General features: G+C 64.6%; 32 protein-coding genes. 15 read left to right on the top strand and 17 right to left on the bottom strand.

What is annotated here, in order from left to right; translation table 11 throughout:
- Positions 1–120 precede the first annotated feature (120 nt).
- From K6T25_RS15810 to K6T25_RS12960, 6 genes are all read left to right on the top strand, one after another.
- Positions 121–213 (top strand): DUF7512 family protein, encoded by a 93-nt coding sequence (locus tag K6T25_RS15810; RefSeq protein WP_425600871.1) that lies wholly within the window; start codon positions 121–123, stop codon positions 211–213.
- Position 214: 1 nt separating this feature from the next.
- A complete protein-coding gene (locus K6T25_RS12980) occupies positions 215–1,246 on the top strand; it encodes a sulfite exporter TauE/SafE family protein (protein WP_222914763.1) in 1,032 nt (343 codons plus the stop codon).
- 231 nt (positions 1,247–1,477) lie between these two features.
- On the top strand, positions 1,478–2,191 hold the full coding sequence (locus K6T25_RS12975) for a type 1 glutamine amidotransferase (protein WP_222914761.1): 714 nt from the start codon (positions 1,478–1,480) through the stop codon (positions 2,189–2,191).
- A 92-nt stretch (positions 2,192–2,283) separates the two neighbouring features.
- Positions 2,284–2,682 carry a helix-turn-helix domain-containing protein gene (locus K6T25_RS12970; RefSeq protein ID WP_222914759.1) on the top strand — a complete coding sequence of 133 codons (399 nt, stop codon included), beginning with the start codon at positions 2,284–2,286 and terminating at the stop codon, positions 2,680–2,682.
- A gap of 83 nt (positions 2,683–2,765) precedes the next feature.
- Positions 2,766–3,638 carry a universal stress protein gene (locus K6T25_RS12965; RefSeq protein ID WP_222914758.1) on the top strand — a complete coding sequence of 291 codons (873 nt, stop codon included), beginning with the start codon at positions 2,766–2,768 and terminating at the stop codon, positions 3,636–3,638.
- A gap of 173 nt (positions 3,639–3,811) precedes the next feature.
- The gene (locus tag K6T25_RS12960) at positions 3,812–4,021 is read left to right on the top strand and encodes a YgaP family membrane protein (RefSeq protein WP_222914756.1); all 210 of its coding nucleotides are present in this window, start codon (positions 3,812–3,814) and stop codon (positions 4,019–4,021) included.
- Between the two features lie 185 nt (positions 4,022–4,206).
- On the opposite strand, the gene K6T25_RS12955 is transcribed toward K6T25_RS12960, so the two are convergent.
- The 3 genes from K6T25_RS12955 to trxA all read right to left on the bottom strand — a co-directional run bounded on the left by K6T25_RS12955 (position 4,207) and on the right by trxA (position 5,468).
- Complete coding sequence (locus tag K6T25_RS12955; protein WP_222914754.1) at positions 4,207–4,590, bottom strand: DsrE family protein; 384 nt, start codon at positions 4,588–4,590, stop codon at positions 4,207–4,209.
- A gap of 2 nt (positions 4,591–4,592) precedes the next feature.
- Positions 4,593–4,838 (bottom strand): sulfurtransferase TusA family protein, encoded by a 246-nt coding sequence (locus K6T25_RS12950; RefSeq protein WP_222914752.1) that lies wholly within the window; start codon positions 4,836–4,838, stop codon positions 4,593–4,595.
- 219 nt (positions 4,839–5,057) lie between these two features.
- The gene (gene trxA, locus K6T25_RS12945) at positions 5,058–5,468 is read right to left on the bottom strand and encodes a thioredoxin (RefSeq protein ID WP_222914750.1); all 411 of its coding nucleotides are present in this window, start codon (positions 5,466–5,468) and stop codon (positions 5,058–5,060) included.
- 172 nt (positions 5,469–5,640) lie between these two features.
- On the opposite strand from trxA, the gene K6T25_RS12940 reads away from it, so the two are divergent.
- Positions 5,641–5,901, top strand: coding sequence for a DUF7542 family protein (locus K6T25_RS12940; RefSeq protein WP_222914748.1), 261 nt, complete (start codon positions 5,641–5,643; stop codon positions 5,899–5,901).
- Positions 5,902–6,085: 184 nt separating this feature from the next.
- Here the strand turns inward: K6T25_RS12940 and K6T25_RS12935 are convergent, their stop codons facing one another.
- The 4 genes from K6T25_RS12935 to K6T25_RS12920 all read right to left on the bottom strand — a co-directional run bounded on the left by K6T25_RS12935 (position 6,086) and on the right by K6T25_RS12920 (position 9,699).
- The gene (locus K6T25_RS12935) at positions 6,086–7,222 is read right to left on the bottom strand and encodes a pyridoxamine 5'-phosphate oxidase family protein (RefSeq protein ID WP_222914746.1); all 1,137 of its coding nucleotides are present in this window, start codon (positions 7,220–7,222) and stop codon (positions 6,086–6,088) included.
- A gap of 312 nt (positions 7,223–7,534) precedes the next feature.
- Complete coding sequence (locus K6T25_RS12930; RefSeq protein WP_222914744.1) at positions 7,535–7,999, bottom strand: YeeE/YedE family protein; 465 nt, start codon at positions 7,997–7,999, stop codon at positions 7,535–7,537.
- On the bottom strand, positions 7,999–8,493 hold the full coding sequence (locus K6T25_RS12925) for a YeeE/YedE family protein (RefSeq protein ID WP_222914742.1): 495 nt from the start codon (positions 8,491–8,493) through the stop codon (positions 7,999–8,001). The genes K6T25_RS12930 and K6T25_RS12925 overlap by 1 nt, the downstream gene beginning before the upstream one ends.
- 12 nt (positions 8,494–8,505) lie before the next feature.
- Positions 8,506–9,699 (bottom strand): MBL fold metallo-hydrolase, encoded by a 1,194-nt coding sequence (locus K6T25_RS12920; RefSeq protein ID WP_222914740.1) that lies wholly within the window; start codon positions 9,697–9,699, stop codon positions 8,506–8,508.
- A gap of 247 nt (positions 9,700–9,946) precedes the next feature.
- Between K6T25_RS12920 and K6T25_RS12915 the strand changes: the two genes are divergently transcribed.
- On the top strand, positions 9,947–10,192 hold the full coding sequence (locus K6T25_RS12915) for a sulfurtransferase TusA family protein (protein ID WP_222914738.1): 246 nt from the start codon (positions 9,947–9,949) through the stop codon (positions 10,190–10,192).
- 1 nt (position 10,193) lies between these two features.
- On the top strand, positions 10,194–10,772 hold the full coding sequence (locus K6T25_RS12910) for a DsrE/DsrF/DrsH-like family protein (RefSeq protein WP_222914736.1): 579 nt from the start codon (positions 10,194–10,196) through the stop codon (positions 10,770–10,772).
- Between the two features lie 247 nt (positions 10,773–11,019).
- Here the strand turns inward: K6T25_RS12910 and K6T25_RS12905 are convergent, their stop codons facing one another.
- The 3 genes from K6T25_RS12905 to K6T25_RS12895 all read right to left on the bottom strand — a co-directional run bounded on the left by K6T25_RS12905 (position 11,020) and on the right by K6T25_RS12895 (position 14,204).
- Positions 11,020–11,226: a cold-shock protein gene (locus tag K6T25_RS12905; protein WP_008418277.1), complete on the bottom strand. Its 207-nt coding sequence runs from the start codon at positions 11,224–11,226 to the stop codon at positions 11,020–11,022.
- Between the two features lie 80 nt (positions 11,227–11,306).
- Positions 11,307–13,226 carry a methyl-accepting chemotaxis protein gene (locus K6T25_RS12900; RefSeq protein WP_222914733.1) on the bottom strand — a complete coding sequence of 640 codons (1,920 nt, stop codon included), beginning with the start codon at positions 13,224–13,226 and terminating at the stop codon, positions 11,307–11,309.
- A 264-nt stretch (positions 13,227–13,490) separates the two neighbouring features.
- The gene (locus tag K6T25_RS12895; RefSeq protein WP_222914731.1) at positions 13,491–14,204 is read right to left on the bottom strand and encodes an aspartate/glutamate racemase family protein; all 714 of its coding nucleotides are present in this window, start codon (positions 14,202–14,204) and stop codon (positions 13,491–13,493) included.
- A 123-nt stretch (positions 14,205–14,327) separates the two neighbouring features.
- Here K6T25_RS12895 and K6T25_RS12890 point away from each other — a divergent pair, with 123 nt between their 5' ends.
- Positions 14,328–15,185, top strand: coding sequence for a universal stress protein (locus K6T25_RS12890; RefSeq protein ID WP_222914728.1), 858 nt, complete (start codon positions 14,328–14,330; stop codon positions 15,183–15,185).
- A 161-nt stretch (positions 15,186–15,346) separates the two neighbouring features.
- Here the strand turns inward: K6T25_RS12890 and K6T25_RS12885 are convergent, their stop codons facing one another.
- Positions 15,347–15,787: an Hsp20/alpha crystallin family protein gene (locus tag K6T25_RS12885; RefSeq protein ID WP_222914726.1), complete on the bottom strand. Its 441-nt coding sequence runs from the start codon at positions 15,785–15,787 to the stop codon at positions 15,347–15,349.
- Positions 15,788–15,951: 164 nt separating this feature from the next.
- On the opposite strand from K6T25_RS12885, the gene K6T25_RS12880 reads away from it, so the two are divergent.
- Positions 15,952–16,728, top strand: a complete 777-nt coding sequence (locus tag K6T25_RS12880; protein WP_222914724.1) for a TraB/GumN family protein — start codon at positions 15,952–15,954, stop codon at positions 16,726–16,728.
- 75 nt (positions 16,729–16,803) lie between these two features.
- Entirely contained in the window at positions 16,804–17,124 is a 321-nt protein-coding gene (locus K6T25_RS12875) for a hypothetical protein (RefSeq protein WP_222914722.1), read from the top strand.
- 90 nt (positions 17,125–17,214) lie between these two features.
- Here the strand turns inward: K6T25_RS12875 and K6T25_RS12870 are convergent, their stop codons facing one another.
- A complete protein-coding gene (locus K6T25_RS12870; protein WP_222914721.1) occupies positions 17,215–17,457 on the bottom strand; it encodes a hypothetical protein in 243 nt (80 codons plus the stop codon).
- A 286-nt stretch (positions 17,458–17,743) separates the two neighbouring features.
- Between K6T25_RS12870 and K6T25_RS12865 the strand changes: the two genes are divergently transcribed.
- The gene (locus K6T25_RS12865) at positions 17,744–18,403 is read left to right on the top strand and encodes a helix-turn-helix domain-containing protein (protein ID WP_222914719.1); all 660 of its coding nucleotides are present in this window, start codon (positions 17,744–17,746) and stop codon (positions 18,401–18,403) included.
- Positions 18,404–18,564: 161 nt separating this feature from the next.
- On the opposite strand, the gene K6T25_RS12860 is transcribed toward K6T25_RS12865, so the two are convergent.
- Complete coding sequence (locus tag K6T25_RS12860) at positions 18,565–18,984, bottom strand: universal stress protein (protein WP_222914717.1); 420 nt, start codon at positions 18,982–18,984, stop codon at positions 18,565–18,567.
- 292 nt (positions 18,985–19,276) lie between these two features.
- On the opposite strand from K6T25_RS12860, the gene K6T25_RS12855 reads away from it, so the two are divergent.
- Both K6T25_RS12855 and K6T25_RS12850 read left to right on the top strand, forming a co-directional pair.
- Entirely contained in the window at positions 19,277–19,564 is a 288-nt protein-coding gene (locus tag K6T25_RS12855; RefSeq protein ID WP_222914715.1) for a hypothetical protein, read from the top strand.
- A 3-nt stretch (positions 19,565–19,567) separates the two neighbouring features.
- A complete protein-coding gene (locus tag K6T25_RS12850) occupies positions 19,568–20,089 on the top strand; it encodes a winged helix-turn-helix transcriptional regulator (protein ID WP_222914713.1) in 522 nt (173 codons plus the stop codon).
- Here K6T25_RS12850 and K6T25_RS12845 read toward each other — a convergent pair.
- From K6T25_RS12845 to K6T25_RS12830, 4 genes are read right to left on the bottom strand one after another with little or no spacing between them, the layout of a single operon-like run.
- Positions 20,086–20,628: a ferric reductase-like transmembrane domain-containing protein gene (locus K6T25_RS12845; RefSeq protein ID WP_222914712.1), complete on the bottom strand. Its 543-nt coding sequence runs from the start codon at positions 20,626–20,628 to the stop codon at positions 20,086–20,088. The two genes, K6T25_RS12850 and K6T25_RS12845, sit on opposite strands and share 4 nt — an antisense overlap.
- Entirely contained in the window at positions 20,628–20,915 is a 288-nt protein-coding gene (locus K6T25_RS12840; RefSeq protein ID WP_222914710.1) for a hypothetical protein, read from the bottom strand. The genes K6T25_RS12845 and K6T25_RS12840 overlap by 1 nt, the downstream gene beginning before the upstream one ends.
- On the bottom strand, positions 20,899–21,768 hold the full coding sequence (locus K6T25_RS12835) for an FAD:protein FMN transferase (protein WP_225917747.1): 870 nt from the start codon (positions 21,766–21,768) through the stop codon (positions 20,899–20,901). Before K6T25_RS12835 ends, K6T25_RS12840 begins: the two co-directional genes overlap by 17 nt.
- Positions 21,769–21,773: 5 nt before the next feature.
- Positions 21,774–22,142 (bottom strand): hypothetical protein, encoded by a 369-nt coding sequence (locus tag K6T25_RS12830; protein ID WP_222914706.1) that lies wholly within the window; start codon positions 22,140–22,142, stop codon positions 21,774–21,776.
- Positions 22,143–22,432: the final 290 nt, after the last annotated feature.

The raw sequence follows: 22,432 nt of genomic DNA, 5'->3' as shown, positions 1-22,432 counted from the left end.
AACCATTATACACCCTGACCGGATACGGGATGGTGTGAGGATTCCATGGTAAGCACAATACTGCAACTCGGCTTGGACAGCCTGAGCGGAAATACGTTAGCAGCGGCAATCATCGGACTGGTGCTGTTAGAAGCGATCGTACTGTACTTCGGCTACGGGCTACTCGAGTCGGCACTCGGGAAGCGGATCATCGACTTCCTGCGGGGTATCTGAGATGGAGATACTCGGTGTCGGTATCCAGCTCCTGGCGATGTTCGCCTCGTTCGGTCTCCTCATCGGGATCCTGTTCGGGTTCTTCGGAATGGGGGGATCGTTCCTCGTTACGCCCGCGCTGTTGGTGATGGGCTATAAGCCGAACGTCGCAGTCGCCTCCGGCCTGGCGTTCGTGTTCGGTACCTCCGTCATCGCGACGCTGAAACACCGCGATCTGGGACAGGTCGACTACAAGCTCGGTGTCCTGATGATCGCCGGGACGACCGGCGGTATCGAGGTCGGGAAGATCGGCTTGGAGTACCTCCAGCATATCGGACTCGCGGGGACCGTGGTCAGCGTCGCCTACATCGGCCTGCTCGGCTCGATCGGTGCGTTCGTCACCTACACGGCGCTGAAGGACGGTGACGGCGGGATCTCCCACGACGTGGAGGAGGGCGACGAGGGCGCAGACGATATTCCTCCGATCGCCCAGAAGATCCAGTCGTACAACATACCCCCGATGATCTCCGTCCGCGGCGGCTTCACCGTCTCGCTGTGGATGGTGCTCGCGGTCGCGTTCGCCACGGGCCTGCTGTCCGGGTTCCTCGGCGTCGGCGGCGGCTTCATCCGTATGCCCGCGCTGTTCTACCTGGTCGGCGTGCCCGTGCCGGTCGCGGTCGGGACCGACCTGTTCGAGATCGTCTTCTCGGGCGGTATCGGGTCGTTCCTGTACGCGCAGTCCGGCGCGGTCGACCTCTCGATCGTCGCCCCGCTTTTGGCGGGCAGTGCCCTGGGTGCTCGGATCGGCGCCGGTGCGACCAACCTGGTCGACGAGGACGACATCAAGGTGTACTTCGGCGTGATGCTGCTGCTGGGCGCCGTCGCCGTCGCCGTTCGCGAGGCCGGCAGCTACCTCGGTATCGAGGTGTTCGACCTCGTCAGCCTCGCCATCATCCTCGGCGCTGCGCTCCTCGTGAGCGCGGCGGTGGTTGTGAGCAGCGTCCGCGAACTCCGCGCGTCGTCGTCGTCGCCGGAGCCGTCGACCGCAGACTAACCGGCCACGAACTTCGAGGCGGCAGTTTTCTCGGCCACGCTCCGCGCCCGAGAGCGACTGCTCCGCTCGACGGAACCGTCGGGCCGACGGACCGACACACACCGCTCGTGAACCGGCTCGTGAAGCGTCGCTGCACGGACGGTGCGGAACGAACGAACGGCGACGTACAGACACATGGATATTGTACAATTATACCAAGACTATATGTGCCCTCCCCGCGTATCCCTCTGTATGGAGACGACACTCGCCGTCCTCGACGCGTCGGTCGGAGACACGCCCGCCGAGGCGAACCTTCGGCGCGAACTCGACGCCGACGTGACCGTGTACGAGATCAGCGAGGGGGTGTTTCCCCCATCGGTGTCGGCCTCGGACTGGCAGTTCGACGGCGTCGTGATCAGTGGATCGCAGACGTCGGTGTACGACGACCACGACTGGATCCACGAGGCGACCGAGTGGGTCCGTCGAGTGTACGAGGCGGACGTACCGATCCTCGGGATCTGCTGGGGGCACCAGTTCCTCGCGCAGGCTCTCGGCGGCCGTGTCGTCGACATGGGGGCGTACGAACTCGGCTACGAATCGATCACGCGGATCGGCGACGACCCGCTGTTCGATGGTGTTCCCGCGGAGTTCGTGAGCTTCGAGACGCACTCGGACCGAATCGCGGAGGTTCCCCCCGGCGCGGCAACCCTCGCTCGAAACGAGAACGGCGTTCAGGCCTTCCGTGTCGGCAGCGCGTACGGCGTCCAGTTCCACCCCGAATACGACCGACGGACCGCCGAATGGGTCACCGACAGCAAGGACCTCCCGGACGAACGGATCCGTGCCGTTCTCGACGGCATCACCGACGAGGCCGTGGAGCAGTCGCGCGCCGCGAAAACGGTGTTCGACAACTTCATCGACATCGCGGCGACCCACCAGCCCGTCCGGCGACGGCCGAGCAGGTAGCCCGCGGAGAGAGCCGACACGGTCCGGAGGCCGACCCCAGTTATTCGGAATCCACACAATATTTTTTGGATATGAGATGCGTACCCGCACCTATGAACGTTCCAGTTGCCGAACAACTCGATCGGTCCATGCAGTGTGAGGGGGTGCTCGAGTGTTTCTTCGGCGTGACCGAGCTCGACCGCACGGTGTACGAGCTGCTCACGGCGGAGGGCCACCCCTTCACCGTCGAACAGGTCGCGGAGGCGGTCGATCGCGAACGGTCGACCGCGTATCGTTCGCTCCGGCGGCTCGTCGACGCCGGCGTGGTCCGCCGACGACAGATCAACTACGACGACGGCGGCTACTATCACGTGTTCGAGCCGGTCGACGCCGACGAGGTGGTCGACTCACTCCAGCACGACCTCAACGACTGGTACGGGAGAATCGACGGGTTGATCGGCGAGTTCGAACGGCGACACGGCACGAACTCCGCCCGGACGGCCGACGACTGACGGGGTCGCCGGCGCGAAAAGACGCGATAGAACCGATTCGCCGCCGCCTCACAGTATTTGTAGCCGAGGGACGAACGGAACGCATGCGCGCTGTGTTCGCCACGGACCTCTCGGAGGCGAGCCGAGCGGCGTTCCGCTCGCGAACCTGTCTCCACTGTCTCGACGCTATCGGGGTCTCGGAGGTCCACCTGTTCACCGTCGTCCCCGACAACGTCTCGGGCAGCCTGCCGGGGATGGACGCCGCCAGCGACGCCTCCGAGGCGCTCGAACCCCAACGCGAGACGTTCGAGGCGGCGGGATTCGACGTGGAGACGCACGTCGCTCGCGGGGCGCCGTACCGCCGGATCAACGGGCTCGCCGAGCGGCTTCCGGCCGACCTGACAGTCGTCGGATCGCGCGGACAAAGCCCGCTGCGCAACCGCCTCATCGGCGATACCGTCCGCAACGTCGCCCGCACGTCGGTGGTTCCGTTGCTCGTCGAGCGGATCGACGACGGATCCGACACTGCGGCCGACGCCGACGCCACGCTCACACAGGAGCACCTGTTTCGCGAGATACTGTACGTGACCGACTTCTCGGACAACGCGGAGCGCGCGTTCGAGTTCCTCCCCCGGCTTCGACGTGCGGCGGATCGGGTCACGCTGCTGCACGTCCTGGAGCGCGAGCGGACGGACCGCGGGGAGTCGTTCGCGGTCGCCCGCGAGCGTCTCGCCGAGCGCGCCGCCGATCTGGATCGACGGATGGACGTCGAGACCGATATCGCCGTCCGATCCGGCGAGGCGGTCGAGGGGATCCTCGCCGAGGAGCGCCGAATCGACCCGACGCTCACGTTGCTGGGCGCTCGCGGGACGAGTCGCCTCCGTCGACTGCTGCTCGGGAACGTTTCCGAGTCCGTGATCGCTCGCGGTACCAGCAACGTGTTACTCGTGCCGCCCGCGTCGGTTCCGCCACGATGAGGTCGATCGCCCGCGACGACGGCGACGTGTGGATCGAGGACACCGGGGCGAACGGTGTCGCGTTTGTCGCTCGGCTCCCGGTGGTCCGACCCAGGTTCGAAGGCACGGTGTCTGTCGTGATTGCCCCACGACCGGGCAACTACTTCTTGTATCTGGACCCCGTACGGTGGGGTATGGAAACGAACGTCGGATCGACGGACAAGCTCGTTCGGATCGCCGTCGGGGCGATCGCGGGTATCGTCTCGCTGGCGGGACTCGCACAGGTCGTGGAACTCCAGGGCGTCGTGTCGCTCGTGTTGGGCATCGTGGCGGTCCTCATGCTCGGCACCGCCTTCGCGAACACGTGCGCGGTGTACTCCGCGCTCGGCGTCAGTACGCGCTGAGCTGGGAGCGTTCCACTCCCGTCGGATACGACGCCCGTCGAGCGGCAGCGCCGCCGTGCAGATCACGAACTGATTGAGCGTTCGCGTATCGGCGACTGCTGAGTGGGCGTCCGTTCGCGAGTCGAATACGACGGCGATCCCGTCGGTGGGGAGTCGGCTCAAAACCGAAAACTGACCGGCCGGGATCAGAAGGTGAAGACCTGGTCGGCGTCCTCGGCGGCCTCGAGGAAGGTGACGGCGCCGGCGAACTTCGTCGTCACGTCGTCGTCGATGGCGTCGCGGTCCCACTGGAGCATGTCCAGTGTGGTCGTACAGGCGACCGACGTGACCGCATCGCCGCCGTCGGCGATCAGCTTGCCGAGCATGTCGTAGGGGTTCGGCATCCCCTCGTCGAGGAGCGGCTGGATCGACGACAGGTCCTTCTCGCCCTCGGTTAGGTGGGTCAAGCCGTCGAAGGTGAAGTACAGGAACACGTCCGTGTCCATCGTCAGCGCCACGTGACCGAGGTTAGTGGCCATCGCGAGGCTCTTGGGATCGTCGCTGGAGACGATGATCCCGATCTCGTCCATGCTCAGTCCTCCTTGCGGACGTAGTGTTTGAACACGTCGTCGCCCTCCTCTTGCTCCAGGAGCCTGACGCCGTCGGTTCCTGACGCCCAGCCGTCGATGTCGCTCACGCTGCCGGGGTCGGTCGCGACGACTTCGAGCACCTCGCCGGGGGCGAGGTCGTCGATCGCGCCCTTCGTCTTCACGATGGGCATCGGGCAGCTCAGTCCTTTCACGTCTAACGTCTCGGTGATGTCGATCTCGGTGCTCATGGGTAGTCTCGATTGTGCGCATTATCCAATACTGACTGTTCGGGCTTTAATGTTGCGCATCGTACTCAATACTGCTCGCGCGGCGAGGTCGCTCGCGGGCGAGCGAGCATCGTGTCGTCACAGAACGGGGTCGGAACGCGGGACCGAAGAAGACCCACCTGCATCTCGGCTGTGTGGGCGGGAGACCGCTCGCCGGTGAGGTGAGCGTGAACTCGGGAGTTAGGCGTACTGCTGGATCAGCGAGACGAGCTGGTCCTTCTGGCGGACGCCCACCAGCTGCTCGACCTGCTCGCCGTCGGCGAACAGGTACATCGTCGGGACGCCCTGAACGCGGTACTGCTGTGCGAGGCGCTGCTGGGCGTCGACGTCGACCTTCGCGACGGTCGCGTCGGTCTCGGCGGCGATCTCGGCTACGATCGGCTCGAGCATCTTACACGGACCACACCAGTCGGCGTAGAAGTCCGTGAGGACGACGCCGCCCTCATCGACGAGCTCCTGCAGGTGCTCGGTGCTCTCGACGTGTACCGGCTCGTTGCGGTCCGACGTGGACTCGTCGTCGTTTCCCTCTCCACCGAGCTTGTTCTTGAGTTCCTCGGCTTTCCGCTCTCGGATCTGGTCTCGTTCGCTCATCGATCCAGGCTACGCGACCCATCAGTATAATAGTTTTGCAAGAAATACACAATACCTACTCCGATGGACGGCGCCAGAACATCGACGCGACGTGACAGCGGTTCTCGATCGCCCCTCCGTCGGTGCGCCGGCGATGGTGTCCTTTACGTCGATGGCGGTCCAAACGATGGATATGGCGACAGACGTCCTCGTTCGCTGTGACGACTGTTCGTACGAGGAGACGTTCGGCTCGCTTCGGGCGGCGCGCACGGCGTTGGACGACCACGAGCGCAACACGGCCCACAGTCTCGACTGGTATATCGGCGGGCTCTCGGGCGGCGTCGAGCGCGCGGCCGACGACGCAGGCGTGTGTGGCCGGGAGCGCTGTGGGAAGCCGGATTCGTCGTTGCTGGACCGTGAAGCTGCGCGTTCGACAGGCGGTGGATCACCGTAACTTACCCTCGGATCGAGTTCGAACCTCCTTGACGCGGGCGCCTGCCCAGCGGTCGACAAGTGACGCCCACGGTCTGCAGTTTGGGGCTGTTCGACCCAGTACTGGCCTCGTCAGTGGGAGATCGAGCGGAGGACACCCCACTCGATGTGAACTGATCGATTCGTTTGGCTCCGCTCGAACGAGATCACTGCCCGGTCGGGCTCTGTCGACCGCTGAACTCGGTCGGGTCCAGAACGTACCACTCGAATGAGATATCCGACAGATCCCGTGAGAACACGTCGATCGAGGCGAGATTGCTCTCGGCGTACGCGTCGAGCATCGTCCCCTCGTCGACGGCGTCCGACGAAACCTTGGTCAACGAACCATCGACGATCACGCTCTTCCACTGGTCCGGTCGGGCGTACTCGACGACGACGAGAGAGACGTTCGCGGATGCGTCGAGCCGCCTGTGTTTCTCGCTTTCGTTGAACCGGGACAGTTGAAGATAACACGTCCCTGTCTCAAGGTCGTATCCGTACGACACTGGGATCGCATATGGCTGTTCGCCGGCGAGTGCTAGGACGCCATGTCCGGTCGACTCCAGAAACTCGTCTATCTCGGTGTCCGACATTTCGACCGTCCCCTCGTCGCCGTGCGGTTCCGCAACCGCGTCGGAGTCGTTCTCAGGCTGTGTTGTCGGCGACGTCGCGAGCGGTTCGATGGAGTCGGGGTCCGACCCGTCCGTCGTGTTCGGGTCGCTCGGATCGACGACACGGGCGAATAGTGACGAGAGCAACTGGAACGTTTTGTCCTCGAGGGCTGCCGGTCGAAGGTGCGCGTGTACGTCGGCTCCTTCTCCTTGCAAGGTCGCGAGCACCGTGTTCAAGAACCGATACACCAAGTCCGTGTCGTGATACGGGAGCAGCGATTCGATGTTCCGAAGGCAGATCTTCGTCTCGCCAGGGGTGTCTTCCCACCGTTCGATCAGTCGGGAAAACGCGACCGAGATCCCAGTCAGGTCCTGCGGGTCGACCCAAAACCCGTACAGTGGTACGTCTTCCCCGACCTCTGAGACAGTGGACTCGCCTTCAGCATGTGGGGACATGATGATGACGGCGGCTTCGGAGGGGTCATCGACCTCCGCTAACCGCTCGTCGAAGGCATCGTACAGGGTATCGAACGACTGGGTGGTGGTGAGTTGGACAACTCGATACGTGTCTTCCTCGGCCCCCTCAAACACTTCCGTGCAGAACACTTTCGTCGGATCCAGCCGGTCCGATTCGCGGTAAAGCGTCGGGCCGACGGCATCGAGGTCGGGGCTCCGTCCGCGGTTCGCGTCCATACCCCTCCCTTGTCGGTCGCAGATATATCCGCCTGGCGTATTCCGTCGCCTCTCTCCCGAGTTCGAACCGGTCGGACCACCCCCGGCCACGATCTGCCTACGGAGCCATCGGTACGACGCGACGGCCTCGGTGAATCCCTCCGCGGGTCGGAATTCGCTCACGGCTACAGCCGCGGGCTTCCTCCTTGCGTCTCCGTACGCGGGCGGGTCAAGGATCCTCTTCAGCCCGGCAAAGCCACGCCGAGGGGATGACACAGTGCGTTCGTTCGACAGGGAGCTATCTCGCCGACCGACCGACCGACCGACCGGCGATCAGTCCGCGCCCGCGGGGGCCGCATCGCCCGCCTCGTTGCGGCTGCGCCACAGCCCCTGGGCGTACGCGCCGAGGAACATCCCGGCGAGCGCCCACAGGATCGTCAGGTTGCCGACGCCGAGGCTGGCGTAGGCGGCGCCCGGGCAGATCCCGGACAGGCCCCAGCCGACGCCGAAGACGGCGCCGCCGACGAGGACCTGGTTGTCGAACGGCTTCAGCCGCCGCTCGAAGTTCCGGTTCGTCAGCGGCGGCCGATCGAGCAGTTTCGGCGCGAGGAAGTACACCACGCCGGTGACGATCGCGCCGCCGAACATGACGAACGGCAATCCGAGGTCCTCGAACTGGAGGAAATCCAGCACGACCTCAGGCCGCGCCATGTGGCTGTAGCCGAGGCCGAACCCGAAGATCAGCCCGCCGACGGCGATCAGCGGTATGAACAGCGGATGGCGGTCGGAGTCGGCCATTACGGGCTCACCCCCATCGCGGCGACGAGTTGGGCGACGCCGATCGCGACCAGCAGGAACGTCGCGACGCCGATGAGCGAGGTTCGGGAAGCCGAGCCGACCCCGCAGATCCCGTGCCCGGACGTACAGCCTTTTCCGATCCGGGTGCCGACGCCGACGAGAATCCCGCCGACGAACAGGCGCCACACCTGCACGTCCGTGGAGTACTGAAAGCTGTCGCCGAGGGTGAACGAGTAGATCGCCGCCCCGGCGACGATGCTCACGGTGAACACCAAGCGCCAGTCACGCGAGGAGACGTACTGTTGGAACCGGGACTGTCCCGACACGTACGACAGCGTCGACTCGAGGAACGTGCTCGCGCCGGCGCTGATACCGGTGCCGAGATAGATGATGCTGGCGCCGAGTCCCACGAACAGGCCGCCGATAGCGTACCGGCTGATCCCGTTCGGGAAGTATTCGGCGAACACCTGCAGTGGAACTGGATCGAGTACCATTGACCGAGGTTGTTAGTCGTCTGCCAGGGATTCCTGGCTGGCGGCGCAGTTGTTGGGGCCGAGTTCGAGGGTGAACGCCTCCTCGTCGTCGGCGGTCCGCTGTCCGAGGTTGGTGGCGATGATGTCCTCGTAGTTCGCGGGACGCGGCGGCATGTCCGCCAGCACCGTCTCGACGAACTCGTCTTCGTCCATCGAGAGCGCGGCCATGCGCTCCGTCAGGTCGCCGATGGGCGCGGTGTAGGTGCCGTCGTCGGTTGGGACCGCGGCGTCGCTGAAGTGGGCGCCGCCGATGAGCGTCTCGTCGGGCAGCGTCAGCACGCGTTCCTGCAGCGACTCGTGGAGCAACCGCGCCGCCTCGGGCGCGCCGTCGTCGCCCTCCTCGAGGTCGGGGCGGGCGACGCTCTCGATGAACAGCCCGTCGCCGGTCGCGAGCAGGCTGTCGCCGAGCAGATAGGAGGTCATCCCGCTGGTATGGCCGGGCGTGTACACCGTCTCGATCGTCGCGTCGCCGACCGCGAACTCGTCGCCGTCGGCGGCCCGCGTCAGTTCGTCGGCGTAGCTGACTCCACGGTCGACCGCGGGCTCCGGGATGACGCCCTCGACGCCCGCCTCGTCGAGCGCGCGAACGCCCGAGATGTGGTCGGCGTGGATGTGGGTGTCCAGCGCGTACGCGAGATCGACGCCGAGTTCGTCGGCGTCGGCGAGGTAGCGGTCGATGAACGCGCGAAGCGGGTCGACGATCGCCGCCTCGTCGCCGTCGACCAGCAGGTAGCCGAGACAGCCCGAGGACGGGCGTTGGTACTGGTACAGCGTCCCGGCGCCGTCGTAGTCGGTTACCTCCTTGCGCTCGTAGATGCGCGCCCAGCCGTTCATCCCGTCCTCTAGATGATTCACGTCGTACCCCCGCTCGGCGAGCGTGCCCGCGACGTACTCGCTGGCGCCGCCCTTCGCGCACAGGACGGTGACCTCGCGGTCGTCGGGGATCCGGTCGAGCACGTCGTCGTCGATGTCGTCTTCGAGGAACTCGAAGTACGGGATATTGATTGATTCGACGTTCTCGCCGCCGATCTTCCACTCCCCGTAGTCCGAACTCATCCGCGTGTCGAGCAGCGTGACTTCCGCCCCGGCGTCGATCCGGCTCTTGAGCGACTCGGGAGAGACCGTGTCGACGTCCGCGTCGGGCGTCGGGAACTCGTCGGGATTCATTGTGTGCACCGCTTCGTATTCGGGGCGCGAACATAAGGGTTCGGATAGAAGTTCTCACAACATACAATACTAATTTGGCGAATCTCGCTGAATTCGATCGACCACTAGTGTTCCTTCTCGAATCGTTAAATCGCTCTACCACGTGTGTATGGACATATCAGTTGCCGGGGTTCGAGAACCGATATGGTTTTATGTCACCCACTGATATTGCGTTACAGCTCCAATACAACATCGGAGTGATCAACCAATGAGCGACATATTCGACATCACCGAGACGCTCGACGTGAAAGGCGCATCGTGCCCCATGCCAGTTGTGAAGACGAAGTCGGCCGTCGACGGCCTCGGCGAGGGAGCGATCCTCGAGGTCGTCGCGACCGACCCGGGGAGCATGAGCGACATCGACGGCTGGGCCGCCGGCACCGACGGCGTCGATCTGCTCGACCAGGTCGAGGACGGCGACGAGTTCAAACACTACATCCAGAAGACCGCGTAAGATGAGCACCGATACTTCCGCAAACTCGCCAGACGGCGACGAGACGATGACCGAGGCGGAGCTTCGCGACCGCGTCGAGGAGCTCGAGGACTCCGTCGCACGGCTCGAAGCCGACGACGGACAGAAGAAGATGACTATCGTCGCCACCAAGGGGACCTTCGACATGGCGTACCCGCCGCTCATCCTGGCGTCGACCGCGGCCGCCTTCGGCTGGGACGTCGTCGTGTTCCACACCTTCTGGGGCCTAGATATCCTCCACGAGGAGAAGTCCAGGAACCTCCAGCTGTCGGCCGTCGGCAACCCGAACATGCCGATGCCGAACGCGCTCGCGGCGCTGCCCGGAATGGACCGGATGGCGACGAGGATGATGGAAAAGCGGATCGACGACAACGGCACCGCCACCCTCGAGGAGCTCATCGACGTCTCGCTCGACCAGGGCGTCGAACTCCAGGCGTGCCAGATGACTATCGACCTGATGGACTACGACGAGGACGACTTCTACGACGACGTCGTCACCGGCGTCGGCGCGGCAACCGCGCTCCAGCATATGGCCGAGTCGGACGTGCAACTGCTCGTCTAGGCGGACCCGAACGCGGACTCGTTCTCGGCGTCGGCAGGTCGAACTCGTTGTCGCGTTCGATCGGCGTGCGACCGGCGTTCCCCGGGACGTGACTCACTGTTTCGCCGTCCGCGCGAGCCCGATACCTGTGAGCGAGGGCTCCCGGTCGCTCAGTACGCTGTGTAGAGATAGCGTCGGCTCGGACCTGTGGTCAGCTGAAAAATCGAAGTCGTTGTCTGTCGCCGTTGGCGACAGGTGTGTCTCAGTATTACTGTCGGACGACGTTCGCCGCGCGGGGCCCCTTGGGCGAGGACTCGATGTCGAACTCGACCTCGGTCCCTTCCGTCAGGTCTTCGCCGCCGACGTCCTCCATGTGGAAGAACACGTCCTCGTCGTCGTCGAGATCGCCGTCGTCAGTCGAAATGAAACCGTAGCCGCCCGTGTCGTTGAAGAAGTCAACCTTACCGTTTGCCATTGCAACCAAACGGAAGGGTGGACGGGGGATAACCCTTCCGAGAGTCGAGGTACCACGACCCGTCACACCGATTCGCAGCCTTACTCGACGGTTCCGCCGTCGTTCAGCGCGACGCCTCTGTTCGTCCCCTCTGTGGCGGGGGCCGGCGTCGGCTCGTCCACGGAGTCCGTCGTGAACTGCTCCAGTAGTTCGTGAAGACTCTCCGCCTCCCGTGCGAGCTCCTGTGCGTCGAGTTCGACCGATTCCATCGTCTCCACCTGCTCCGCGGTCCTGTCGACGACGTCCTCGGCCTCCGATGCGGTCTCCTGTGAGATATCCGTGACCGGTTCGATCATCGATACCGTTTCCTCGGTCGTGGCGGCCTGATCGTCGGTGACTCGACTGATCTCCTGGACGCCTTCGTTCGTCTCCTCCGTGTTCGTCTGCACCTCCGCGAGGGCGTCGCCGAGTTCGTCGACGGCGTCGACGCCCGCCTCCATGCTCTCCTCGGCGCGGCGGACGTTCTCGACGGTCTGTTGGGTCTGGTTCTGGGTGGCGTGGATCCGGTCTTCGATCTCGGTCGCGGCGTCGGCCGTCTCCTCGGCGAGCGCCTTCACCTCGTTCGCGACGACCGCGAAGCCGTCGCCCTCGCGGCCGGCGCGGGCGGCCTCGATATTGGCGTTGAGCGCCAGCATGTTCGTCTGCTCGGCGATCTCCGTGATCAGATCGACGATCTCTCCGATGTCGTCCATCTGCCCGTCCAGCGCCTGGATAGTCTCGACCGTCTCCTCGATCGTCTGCTCGACCTCGGCCATCCGCTCGTAGGCCTCCTCGGCCGTCTCCTCGCCGTCGGCCGCGAGCGTCGCCGTCTGGTCGGAGGTCGACGCGACCTGCTGTGCCGAGGAGGCGACCTCCTCGATCGTCGCCGAGAGCGTCGCCATCTCGCCGGCGGTTTCCTCGAGCAGTTCACGCTGTTCGGTGGCGTTCTCGGCGATCTCCTCCATCGAGCCGTTGACGCTCGCGCTCGCTTGACGCGCCCCGCCGACGCTCGTCGTCGTCTCCTGGGTCGCCCGCGAGACCGACCCGGCGAACGACTGGATCTCGTCCATCGCGTCCTCGAACTCCGAGATCATTCGGTTTATCGAGTCGCCGATCTGCGCCATCGCGGCGCTCTTGCTGTCCGAGTCGACCCGAGCAGAGAGGTCGCCGTCGGCCGCGCGGTCCATCGCGCTGCTGAAGCGGTCCGCCTTTTGCTCGAGATGGTCGTTTAGCTCCTCGACCTCCTCGCGGCGGGCGTCGGCTTCGGCCATCGCCTCCTCCACGTCTGCCATCTCGTCTTTCGCCGCCGTGACCTGCTCGAGGCGTCTCGCGGACACCTCTCGGGACTTCTCGATGGAGACCCAGTTAGTCATCAGCGCGCCCGCGAGCATCAGGATCCCGACAGCGTGGATCCCCGACCACGCCCAGGGGTTGCTGAGCGCGGGTCCGTGGTTGAACACTGTCGTCGGGTCGATCATCCCGAAGACGACGTGGCCGGCGGCGACGTACACGAGGCCGATCCCGAACGGCATCCAATCCTCGTACACAGCGATGATCGCCATGACGATGAAGAAGTGGAAGTGCGCCTCGATGAACCCGCCCGAGAACCGGACGAGCATCGTCGAGGTGACCATCAGCCCCAGCGACGTCGAGGCCGTCTTCCATCGCCTCGGAAGCTGCGGAACGCTCGATGCCGCAAGCAGTGCGATCGTGATCCCGGCCATCGTCGCGACCAGCCAGGTCGGGACTGACGGAACGGTTGCGCCCGTGATCAGAGTGTCCGTCCCCTCCCACAGCCCGAGCGCGATCAGAAACGGGATATGGAGCGCGAGTCCGATCCTGATGTTCCGGTGGCGCCGGGTCCACTGGTCTTCCGGGATCCCGCTCCCGTCCGGGGTGTACCTGATGAACGAGCGAACCTTCTGGACGACCCCGCCGTCCGCCTGGGTTCCCTGATCGGCTGTGACTCCTGTTGTGGACATTATGTTAACTTGATCGTCACGGAGGTATAATCCTGAACATGCAATTATCAGCTTTAGGATCCCCGTGATCGAATAATCCGATTGATGCGTAGCTGCTGGCCGTTCACACACGCAACCCAACCGATCGAGACGCTCTCTTGCGGTTTGGCGAAGTGTATAGAATACTGTACCAATTAGTTCTACCAAAGATATTGTTAGACCAATTATCACCCAGGCGAACCGATATTCCGAACAGATCTAAACGATGAGTTCCGAAAACTGACCTCAGCGGACGCCTTGCAGACTGTACTCGACAGCGCGCTCGGCGTGGAGCGCAGTCGTGTCGAACAGGGGAACGTCCGGGCGGTCGGACTGGTCGACGAGCAGGTCGATCTCCGTGCAGCCGAGGACGACGGCCTCGGCGCCGGCCTCGACGAGGTCGTCGATAACTCGGAGGTACGCCTCCCGGGACTCGTCGCGGATCACGCCGGCCGTCAACTCCTCGAAGATCACGTCGTCGACGAGAGTCCGGTCCTCGTTGTCGGGAACGATCACGTCGATCCCGCGGTCGCCGAACCGCTCGGCGTAGAAGTCACCCTCCATCACCGCCGCCGTTCCGAGCACGCCGACGGTGTCGACTCCGGCATCGTCGATCGCGTCGGCGGTCGCGTCGACGATGTGGACGAACGGAACCGACAGCGCGTCCTCGATCGCAGGGGCGACACGGTGCATCGTGTTCGTCGCCATGACCACGAAGTCGGCGCCGGCGGCCTCGATGTCGCGTGCGGCGTCCGCGAGGAACGCGCCGGCCTCGTCCCAGCGATCCTCGCGGATGAACCGCTCGATCTCCCCGAAGTCGACGCTTCGGATCGCGATCTCGGCCGCGTGGTGTCCGCCGAGCGCGTCGTTGATCCCCTCGTCGAGCAGCCGATAGTACTCGATCGTCGACTGACTGCTCATGCCGCCGAGAACCCCCACCGTCAGTGGTGTCTCGCTCATCGCCTTCCGACGCGACTGCGACGCACATAGTCCCAACGGACGGTGTTCGCCCCTCCACTCGTCTCTTTGTCCTTTGTATTGCACAAGACAAACAATATTAATATGGGGCGCGTAGCGTCTCGTATGCGGATCGTATTCGCGACCGACCTGTCCGACGCGAACGAGGCGGCGATCGAGTCCCGGACATGCCTCGAGTGCCTCGACAATATCGGGGTGACGGAGGTACACCTGCTCACCGTCGTCCCGGACAACGTCTCCAGCGGACTGCCGGGGATGGACGTGGCATCCGACGCACGGGAGGCGCTCAAGACCCAACGCGGGGTGTTCGAGGAGGCCGGGTTCGAGGTAGAAACGCACGTCGCCCGCGGGACGCCCCACCGGCGCATCAACGGCCTCGCGGAGCGACTCGACGCCGACATGATCGTTATCGGCTCGCGGGGGGAGTCGCCGCTGCGCAATCGCCTCATCGGTGGGACCGTCCGCAACGTCGCTCGAACGGCGGTCAGACCGCTGCTCGTCGAGCGGATCGAGAAGACGGAGACCGGCCACGCGGTCAAGAAGGAACACCTCTTCCGGAACACGCTGTACGCGACGGACTTCTCGGAGAACGCCGAGCGCGCGTACGACTTCTTCCCGACGTTGACGGGCGCGACCGAGCGCGCGACTCTCCTCCACGTACGGGGGCGCGAGCAGCGGGAGAGGGGCGACTCGGACCCGGCGGCGCGTGAGCAGTTGGAGGGGATGGCCGACGAACTCCGCGATCGGATGGGTATCGAGGTGGAGACGAACGTCCGCTCAGGCGCCGCAGTCGAGGAGATCGTCGCCGAAGAGGAGCGCGTCGGCGCGACGACGACGCTTATCGGCGCCCGCGGGACGAGTCGGCTCCGGCGGCTCCTCCTCGGGAGTACTGCCGAATCGATCGTCGCGCAGGGGAACAACAACGTTCTGCTCGTGCCGCCGGAGTCGGCGACGCCGCGGTAACTGACACTGCAGGGCGTCGTGCGCCAACGAAGCCCCGACTTCGAGGTAGGGTCCAGCGGTCGATTACCGAAGGGGAGCGGTGAACACGGCCGAGCGCGGCGATCGCCCCGGCGGTTCGCGTCGGAACTCTCCCCGGGTACTCCGTTCGACGCCGCTGTCGGCTACTCGATATCGATCTCTCGTGACGGCTCACCCTCGATCCGCGGGAGTGTGACCGTCAAGACGCCGTTGGTCATGCGTGCGGTCACGGAATCGACATCGACCTCGTCGGGGAGGGTGATCGACCGCTGGACCGATTCGTGCCGGCGCTCGCGGCGCACGACTCGCTCGTCGCCCTCGTGGACCTCGGTCGATTCGTCGTGTTCGGCGCTGACACGGAGCGTGTGGTCGGTGACGGTTACCGACACGTCCTCGCGGTCGAACCCCGGGAGGCCGATGATCACGACGAACTCGTCGTCGTACGCCACGAGGTCGATCGGCGCGTGATCCTCGTCGTCCGTGAACTCGACCCCTGGCCACGACCGCGTCGCGGCCTCGATCTGACGGTCCATACCTTCGATGAGCTGTTCCACGTTCTCCAGGGGGTCGCTCCGTGATAGCATCTGTTCTCCCTCACGATCAGTTCGACGACCGACACGAAATACGCTCCGTCGATCGGACCGGCGTGGTAACGGCTGACTCGGGAATCGTCGACACTTACTCGTGGGCGTGGCGCGTTCAGTCCTATCGACGGCGATCCCGGCCGGACGGATCGCCCCGACTGCTCATGTACGACTGCGACGCGATCTCCGACGCCGTCGACGCTGCGGACGCGGACCCCAGGCTCGACTCGGCGCAGGTTCGCTGCCTCCCGGGTTCGAACGAGGTCGGCGCGATTCTGCTCATCGGAGTCGTCCACGACCACCCCGCGAGCGTGGTTCGGGTCTCTCAGCTCCTCGAGACGTTCACGCCGGACACGCTCGCGCTCGAGCTTCCGCCGCTTTCGATGCCGTTGTTCCGCCGCTACGCCCGTGATTCGCACACGCCGCCGCGGCTGGGCGGTGAAATGAGCGCGGCGATCCGGGCTGCGGGCGAGGCGCGCGTCGTCGGCGTCGACGCTCCCAATCGGGCGTACGTGCGCGCGCTGATCCGGCGTCTCCGCGACGACTCTGACGCTCGGTCGCTCACGCGGACCGTCATCGCGGACCTCGGACGTGGGCTCGTACAGGCCGCGGCGTGCCGGCTGGGCGCCGTCGTCGCCGCGTACACCCCGTACACGCCGCGGGTGTACGCGCACATCGCGTACGAGGCCACCCTGCTCGACGACCCCGAAACGCAGGCCGAACACGAGGCGACGCACCTCGCACAGCACCGCGCGTTCGTCGACGTCGTCGATCCTCCGCCGGAGACCGCGCTCGTCGACGAGACCCGCGAGGCGGTCATGGCCGCCCGGATCGCGACACTCCGGCGGGAGGGCGATGTCGCGGTCGTCGTCGGGATGAGCCACCTCGACGGGTTGGTGCGACGGCTCACCGGGGGCGACGGTGTCGCTAATAAACGGTAGCACTGTCCATGCCCCGCCGCTATGCTGCCGGGCGGCGAACCGGACGGTCGACGTCGCCGCGGAGGACCCCGACCAATGACAACCCGACACGGGAACACGGACGACTGGAAGCGGCTGGTGACGACCACCGGGCTCCCCGTCGGCTGGGCCCGCCGTGGGAGCAACGACAAGTGGCACGTCAGGCCGAAGCCCGGGCTGCTTCGAGGCTGCGACTCGTGGATCGCCCCGTCGTGGCACGAGCGGGGGCAGCTCACGCTTGACGCGACCGCGGTCGTCGGCGAGGGGGATGCGACCGTCGTGCTCGCGACGGAGGCGGTGCCGGAGGCGCTGCGTGACGGGACAACCGATGACGACACGCCCGACGACACGCCCCGGTCGGCGGATACCCGGCCCTGATCTCGCAACGCCACGGCGGTCGGACGTAGTAGCGGCTTCGAACGGTTTCGGCGGTCGGAAAAACTCGGGAACGGGGATCGCCCCCGTCGCTCAGAGGTTCTTTTTCAGCATGATCTCGTCGGACTCGATACTGTCTACGTTCGAGGTCCGCAGCTCGTACGTGTCCTCCCCTTCCTCGGCCCAGCCGAGGCGCCGTCGAACGCTCTGTGAGAGACTCTCCGACGGTTTCACGTGCGCCATCGACCCCGATGTGTTCTCGATCGTCCCGATCTCGTCGCCGTCGGCGGTTACGACGCGCTTCCCCTCGTCCTCGGACCTGAAGTTTCGTGTCATGAGTACTGTCGTTCGTCGCCTTCTCGCTCGATCCCACGTCGCGGGGCGATCGGCCGACCGGATCGGTCGTCGACCGACCCCACAAACCAATCATCGCTGTCATCTCGTATGAACGCTGACTATCGACTCCCAACGGGTTCAAATCGGGGCGGTTCTCGGCCCGGCAGGACGGACTCGTCGACCTGTTGTGGCCAGTTGGGTTTCCGTTCGTGGCGACTTCGCATCCGGAACGTGGCAGCCGATACGGGGCTATATGAGCCGCTGTGGCGAACGCACGTCCGCCCGAATGAGTGTTCACGCGACGGTGGCGGTGGCGCCGCGCGAGTTCGCCCTCAGTCGGACGCTGACCGTCGCGGGCGACGCCCGGATCGAGCTCGAACGGGTGATCCCCTTGGAGGGTCGGCTTGCGCCGTACCTCACGGTGACCGCCGCCGACCCGGCGAGGGTGTGTGACCTCGTCGCCGCGGAGCCGGCCGTCGCCGACGTCGAGGCGGTCCACCGGGGCGACGACCAGTGGGTACTGTGTGTCCGCTGGGGCGAACGGCACTCGCCGATGCTCGCGGCGCTCGTCGACGCCGACGTGGCCTGTACCGAGGCGGTTGAGGCTCACGGGACCTGGCACCTCACGCTCCGGTTCCACAGTCACGAGGCGTTGGCGGACTGGTATCACCGGTGCCTCGAGCGGGGCGTTCGGCCGACCGTCGAGCGGGTCCGCGACGGGAGCGGCGGTGGAGGGTCGTCGGAATCACCCGCGCTCACGAGCGCACAGCGGGAGGCGCTCGCGACCGCATACGAGTCGGGGTACTTCGCGGTGCCGCGGAAGGTGACGCTCGCGGAGCTCGCCGAGCGCCTCGAGATCTCCGACACCGCGACCTCACAGCGGCTCCGCCGGGGGATGCAGAACATGCTCGCGGACGTCTTCGCTGCGCGCACCGTCGATCGCTGAGCTAGAAGAACGGTTGGTTGCCACACCCATCGACGGCCCCGTTCGGTTCGGAGAGCGGACGCTTCACACCGCGAGAACAGGGGACCTCGTCACCCACACGATCCCAACTGGAGTCGGGATTCCCACGCCTTCGGGCGCGAGATGGAGTCACTCGGAGCCGCTCACCGGGCGACGATTACAGGGACGGGGGAGTTGCGGAACACTCTCTTTGCGACGTTTCCGACGACCAGTCGGTCGGCCACCGAGCCGCCGTGGCTCCCGATCATGACCGCATCGAAATCGTCGGCCCTGTTCAGAATCGCCCGTGCCGGATGCCCCAGTTGGACCTCGGTGGAGATATCGACATCGTACTCGGCGGCGATATCCCGGGCGCCGTCGAACACCTCCTGGGCGCGCTCCTGAGCGGCCTCTTCGAGGTTCTCCTCCAGAGCGAGCGCGGTGGCTACCCCTCCCATCGCCGACGGTCCTCCCACGACGCTCAAGACGGTGATATCGGCGTCCGGATGGTTCTCGAGGGCGTATTCGAGGGCTAGTCGTGCCATCTCCGAGTCGTCCATCGGAACGAGGATCCGTGAGATCATGTGACAACTACGGCCAGGGCGCGAATAAAACGGCGGGTCGATCGGCTCGGATCTGGAGCGACGTATCGACGTGACCGTTCTACCGCTATCCGGAGCGTCCGGCTCATCGGACGGAATCTCTCGCTGGGTTTCGCGGTCGAGTCGGTCCGTGGGAGCTCCCCCGAGACCTTGACGGGTTCTCGTCGGTTGGATTCGACGCTTGAACGCCAATCGTTTTCTCCGATACCACCCACGGTTGAGATGAACAGACCGCCGAGCACGTCGAACCGGCCGTGTACACAGACAGTAACGTATGGCACTCGCTCAACTTCTCGAACAGTACGTCAGTCTCGGTATCTTCGTCCTCGCCGCCGGGCTCAGCGTCCTCAGCTACCTCGCGTGGCGACGGGAACGTGATCGTCGGATGCGGACCGTCACGCTCGGGTACGCGATGTTCGCCGTCTACGGACTCATCGTGTTTCTCGAGTACCCGCTGCTCCCGTACTTCCCGTACGCGACGCTGGAATTACTCGAACACGGGAGTGCAATCCTGATCCTCGGTGGCCTCCTGGCGTTTTTCGTCGCTTTGACGCGGGACTGAGCAATGTCGGACCCGGATCTCGAATTGGCCTCGCGGCGGGAAATCTACCAGCGGATAGCCGACACACCAGGCGTTCACTTTCGCGCGCTCCTCGACGAACTCGAGTACGCGCAGGGGACGCTCCAGTACCAGCTCAGGTGGCTCGGCGACGAGGACCTGATCGACGTCTCGGACGACGGCACGTACACGCGGTACTATCCGGCTGCCGAGTTCGACGAAGCCGATCGAACAGTGATGAACGCGCTGCGCCGTGAATACAGTCGCCGCATCCTCGCACATCTTCTCGCGGACGGTCCGCTCTCGACAACCGAACTCAGCGACCGCCTCGACAAGGCGCAGTCGACCGTCTCGTGGCATCTTTCGAAACTCGCCGAGGCTGACCTCGTCACCAAAGAACGCGACGGCCGAAGTGTCGTCTACGAGGTCAGCGATCCCGATCGCGTCAAGTACCTCTACACGGTTCACCGGCGCTCGTTCACGGACAAAGTCGTCGACCGTATCCTAGGCCTTTGGGACAGCTACTAACCCGGGGTCGCGTTCGACGGAATCCCTCGAAGCACCAACAGACGCAACAGGAGCACGTACACGAGAAACGCCACCGAGGGTCCCAGCAGAGGACGGATGAGTCCCGTCAGATCAGTCCCGATTGCGGCCGCGTGAATTGTTCCGAAAGCGAACCCGGCATATGCGAACGAGTGGACCACGCGTGGGCCCCAGGGGTGCTGGAAGCGTTTTGCGTCAGTAAAGCCCAACACCGCGACAACGAACATCAGTAGCGCCCCTGCGCCGACGGCGACGCCGCCGAGAAAGTACGGCATCGAGTATGCCGGCGCTGGAACCTGTCCGGTAACGACGAACCACGCATCAAGGACACCGAGTCCCGCGTGTAGCAACGCGACGATCATCGCGAACACGGATAGTTCGATATGAATTCGTTGCGCGGCCTCGTGGAGCATTCCAAACGACTCCGTGTTGTAGAGGACTCCCGTGAGAACTGCCAGATACAGCGCCGGATACGTCACGAGTGCGGCACCTCGGTCGAGGAGCCAGACGAACTGTGACATCACGATGCCCCCGTCGTTTCGACGACATCGGGACAGCCGTCCGCGTCCCGGAACCCGTTCTTCGTTTCCTGTCGCGTCGGACATCGGTCGGCGGAGTCGTTGATGCCGTCACCATCGTAATCGGCTGGGGCCTGTCGCGTCGAAACGGTCTGGTCGACGAGGTCGCTTTGTTTTTGTTCGGTCGCTTGGGCGGCACGCACGTCTCCGATCTGCCAAAGAGCAGGGACAGCCACCACTAAGACGAGCATCGCCACGACGGTGATTCGTTGCTTATCTGTCCAGGACATGTGTCTCAAAGCCATCCGTCGTATGAAAGACGCCATCGTGGATGATGAGCGCCTCCAGACCCTCCCATTCCGATGCTAATTCGCGCGCCTCGGCGAGTGGGAGTGCCGCGAGGGTCGTTGCCAGGGCGTCGGCTTCCATACAGTCTCGGCGCGCCACGACGGTGACCGATTCATGACGAGAGCCGAGCGATTCGGTGGTCGGATCGTAGACGTGGTCAGTACCGTTTCGCGACCGTCGGTATCCGCCGGATGTCGCGACGTACCAGTCCGTGTCGAGGACCTTCAGCGGTGTGTCGTCACCGTACGGGCTCTCGATGGCGACCGATCCCGTCGGTGGAGACATATCTCCACCACCACTGACGAACCCACATCGGCCGAGTCCCGTGAGCGTCTCGGCGGTTCGATCCACGATGTATCCCTTGGCGAGGCCATTCAGGTCGAGTTCGACGTCGGTTGTGACGTGCGACCCGCTGATTCGGACAGTTCCGGAATCAAACTCCGTTGGTAGTGTTTCACTATCACCACGCAGGAACGTTTTGAGAGTGTGTTCGATACGACCCTGCTGAATATCGAACACCCCGTCGGTCCGGTCGTTGTATTCGAGCCCACGGCGGACGATGCGCTCGATGTGTTCGTTCGCGACCTCCCCTTCACGGTTGAGTCGGCTGACGGCACTCGCCTCATCAAAGGCGTTCAGCTGTGTTTCGAGTGATTCTGCCGTTTCTCGGGCCGCGGTTGCCGAAGTCTCGGCCCGAATGCCTGTCGCCTGAATCCGAAACGTCGTGTCACAACAGCTGAACTCGCGGTGGGTCTCCCCGAACCGTTCGTACACCGATGCGAGCGATCCCGTCATCTCGGTCACTCGTCCTCTTCGTGTTCGTCGTGTTCTTCCCCCTCTTCGTGTTCGTCGTGTTCTTCCCCTTCTTCGTGTTCGTCGTGTTCTTCCCCTTCTTCGTGTTCGCCGTGTTCTTCGTACTCCCCGTGTTCTCCATCCTCGTACCCGGACTGAGTCCGGACTGCCGGCGTGAAGTCCTGATTCGGCGTCGGCGCATCCGAAGCGACCCGTTGTGATGCTTCCGACGCCGTTGAATCGGGTGAGTCAGGTTGCTCGCCAGCCTGTGCGAGGCCGCCGCCGGGCAGAGCAAGGACCCCAGCGACACCAGCTGTGAGGAGCGCACCGACGAGAGTGAATGCGACGAGTTTGTTCTTCGGGACAGGAACGCGCATAATTAGCCACCTCTCGGTTTAGAACCGCTATCTTCGGCGTGGCGGTGGTTACATTCTGCCATTGCAGATAGAGGGTTGAGACAGGCTTGGTAAGGCGTTCGCGTCCAACCATCGAATTTTCGTACAGCCATCGAATCGATACGATATGCTCTCTCGATTCTCTCGGCGAGGTCCTTGCGCCTCAAGCGAGACTCGATATCGTTCCCACATCGCTTCGCGGATACCCGTGACCGATCGTCAACACCCTCGCCAGGCCGAGTCGAACTACCCCACGACGCGCCCGGGACATC

It is taken from the genome of Halobaculum rubrum (assembly GCF_019880225.1).
Classification (GTDB): domain Archaea; phylum Halobacteriota; class Halobacteria; order Halobacteriales; family Haloferacaceae; genus Halobaculum; species Halobaculum rubrum.
Note: the sequence above shows the minus strand (reverse complement) of the source record. Positions and strands in the feature narration are given on the sequence as shown.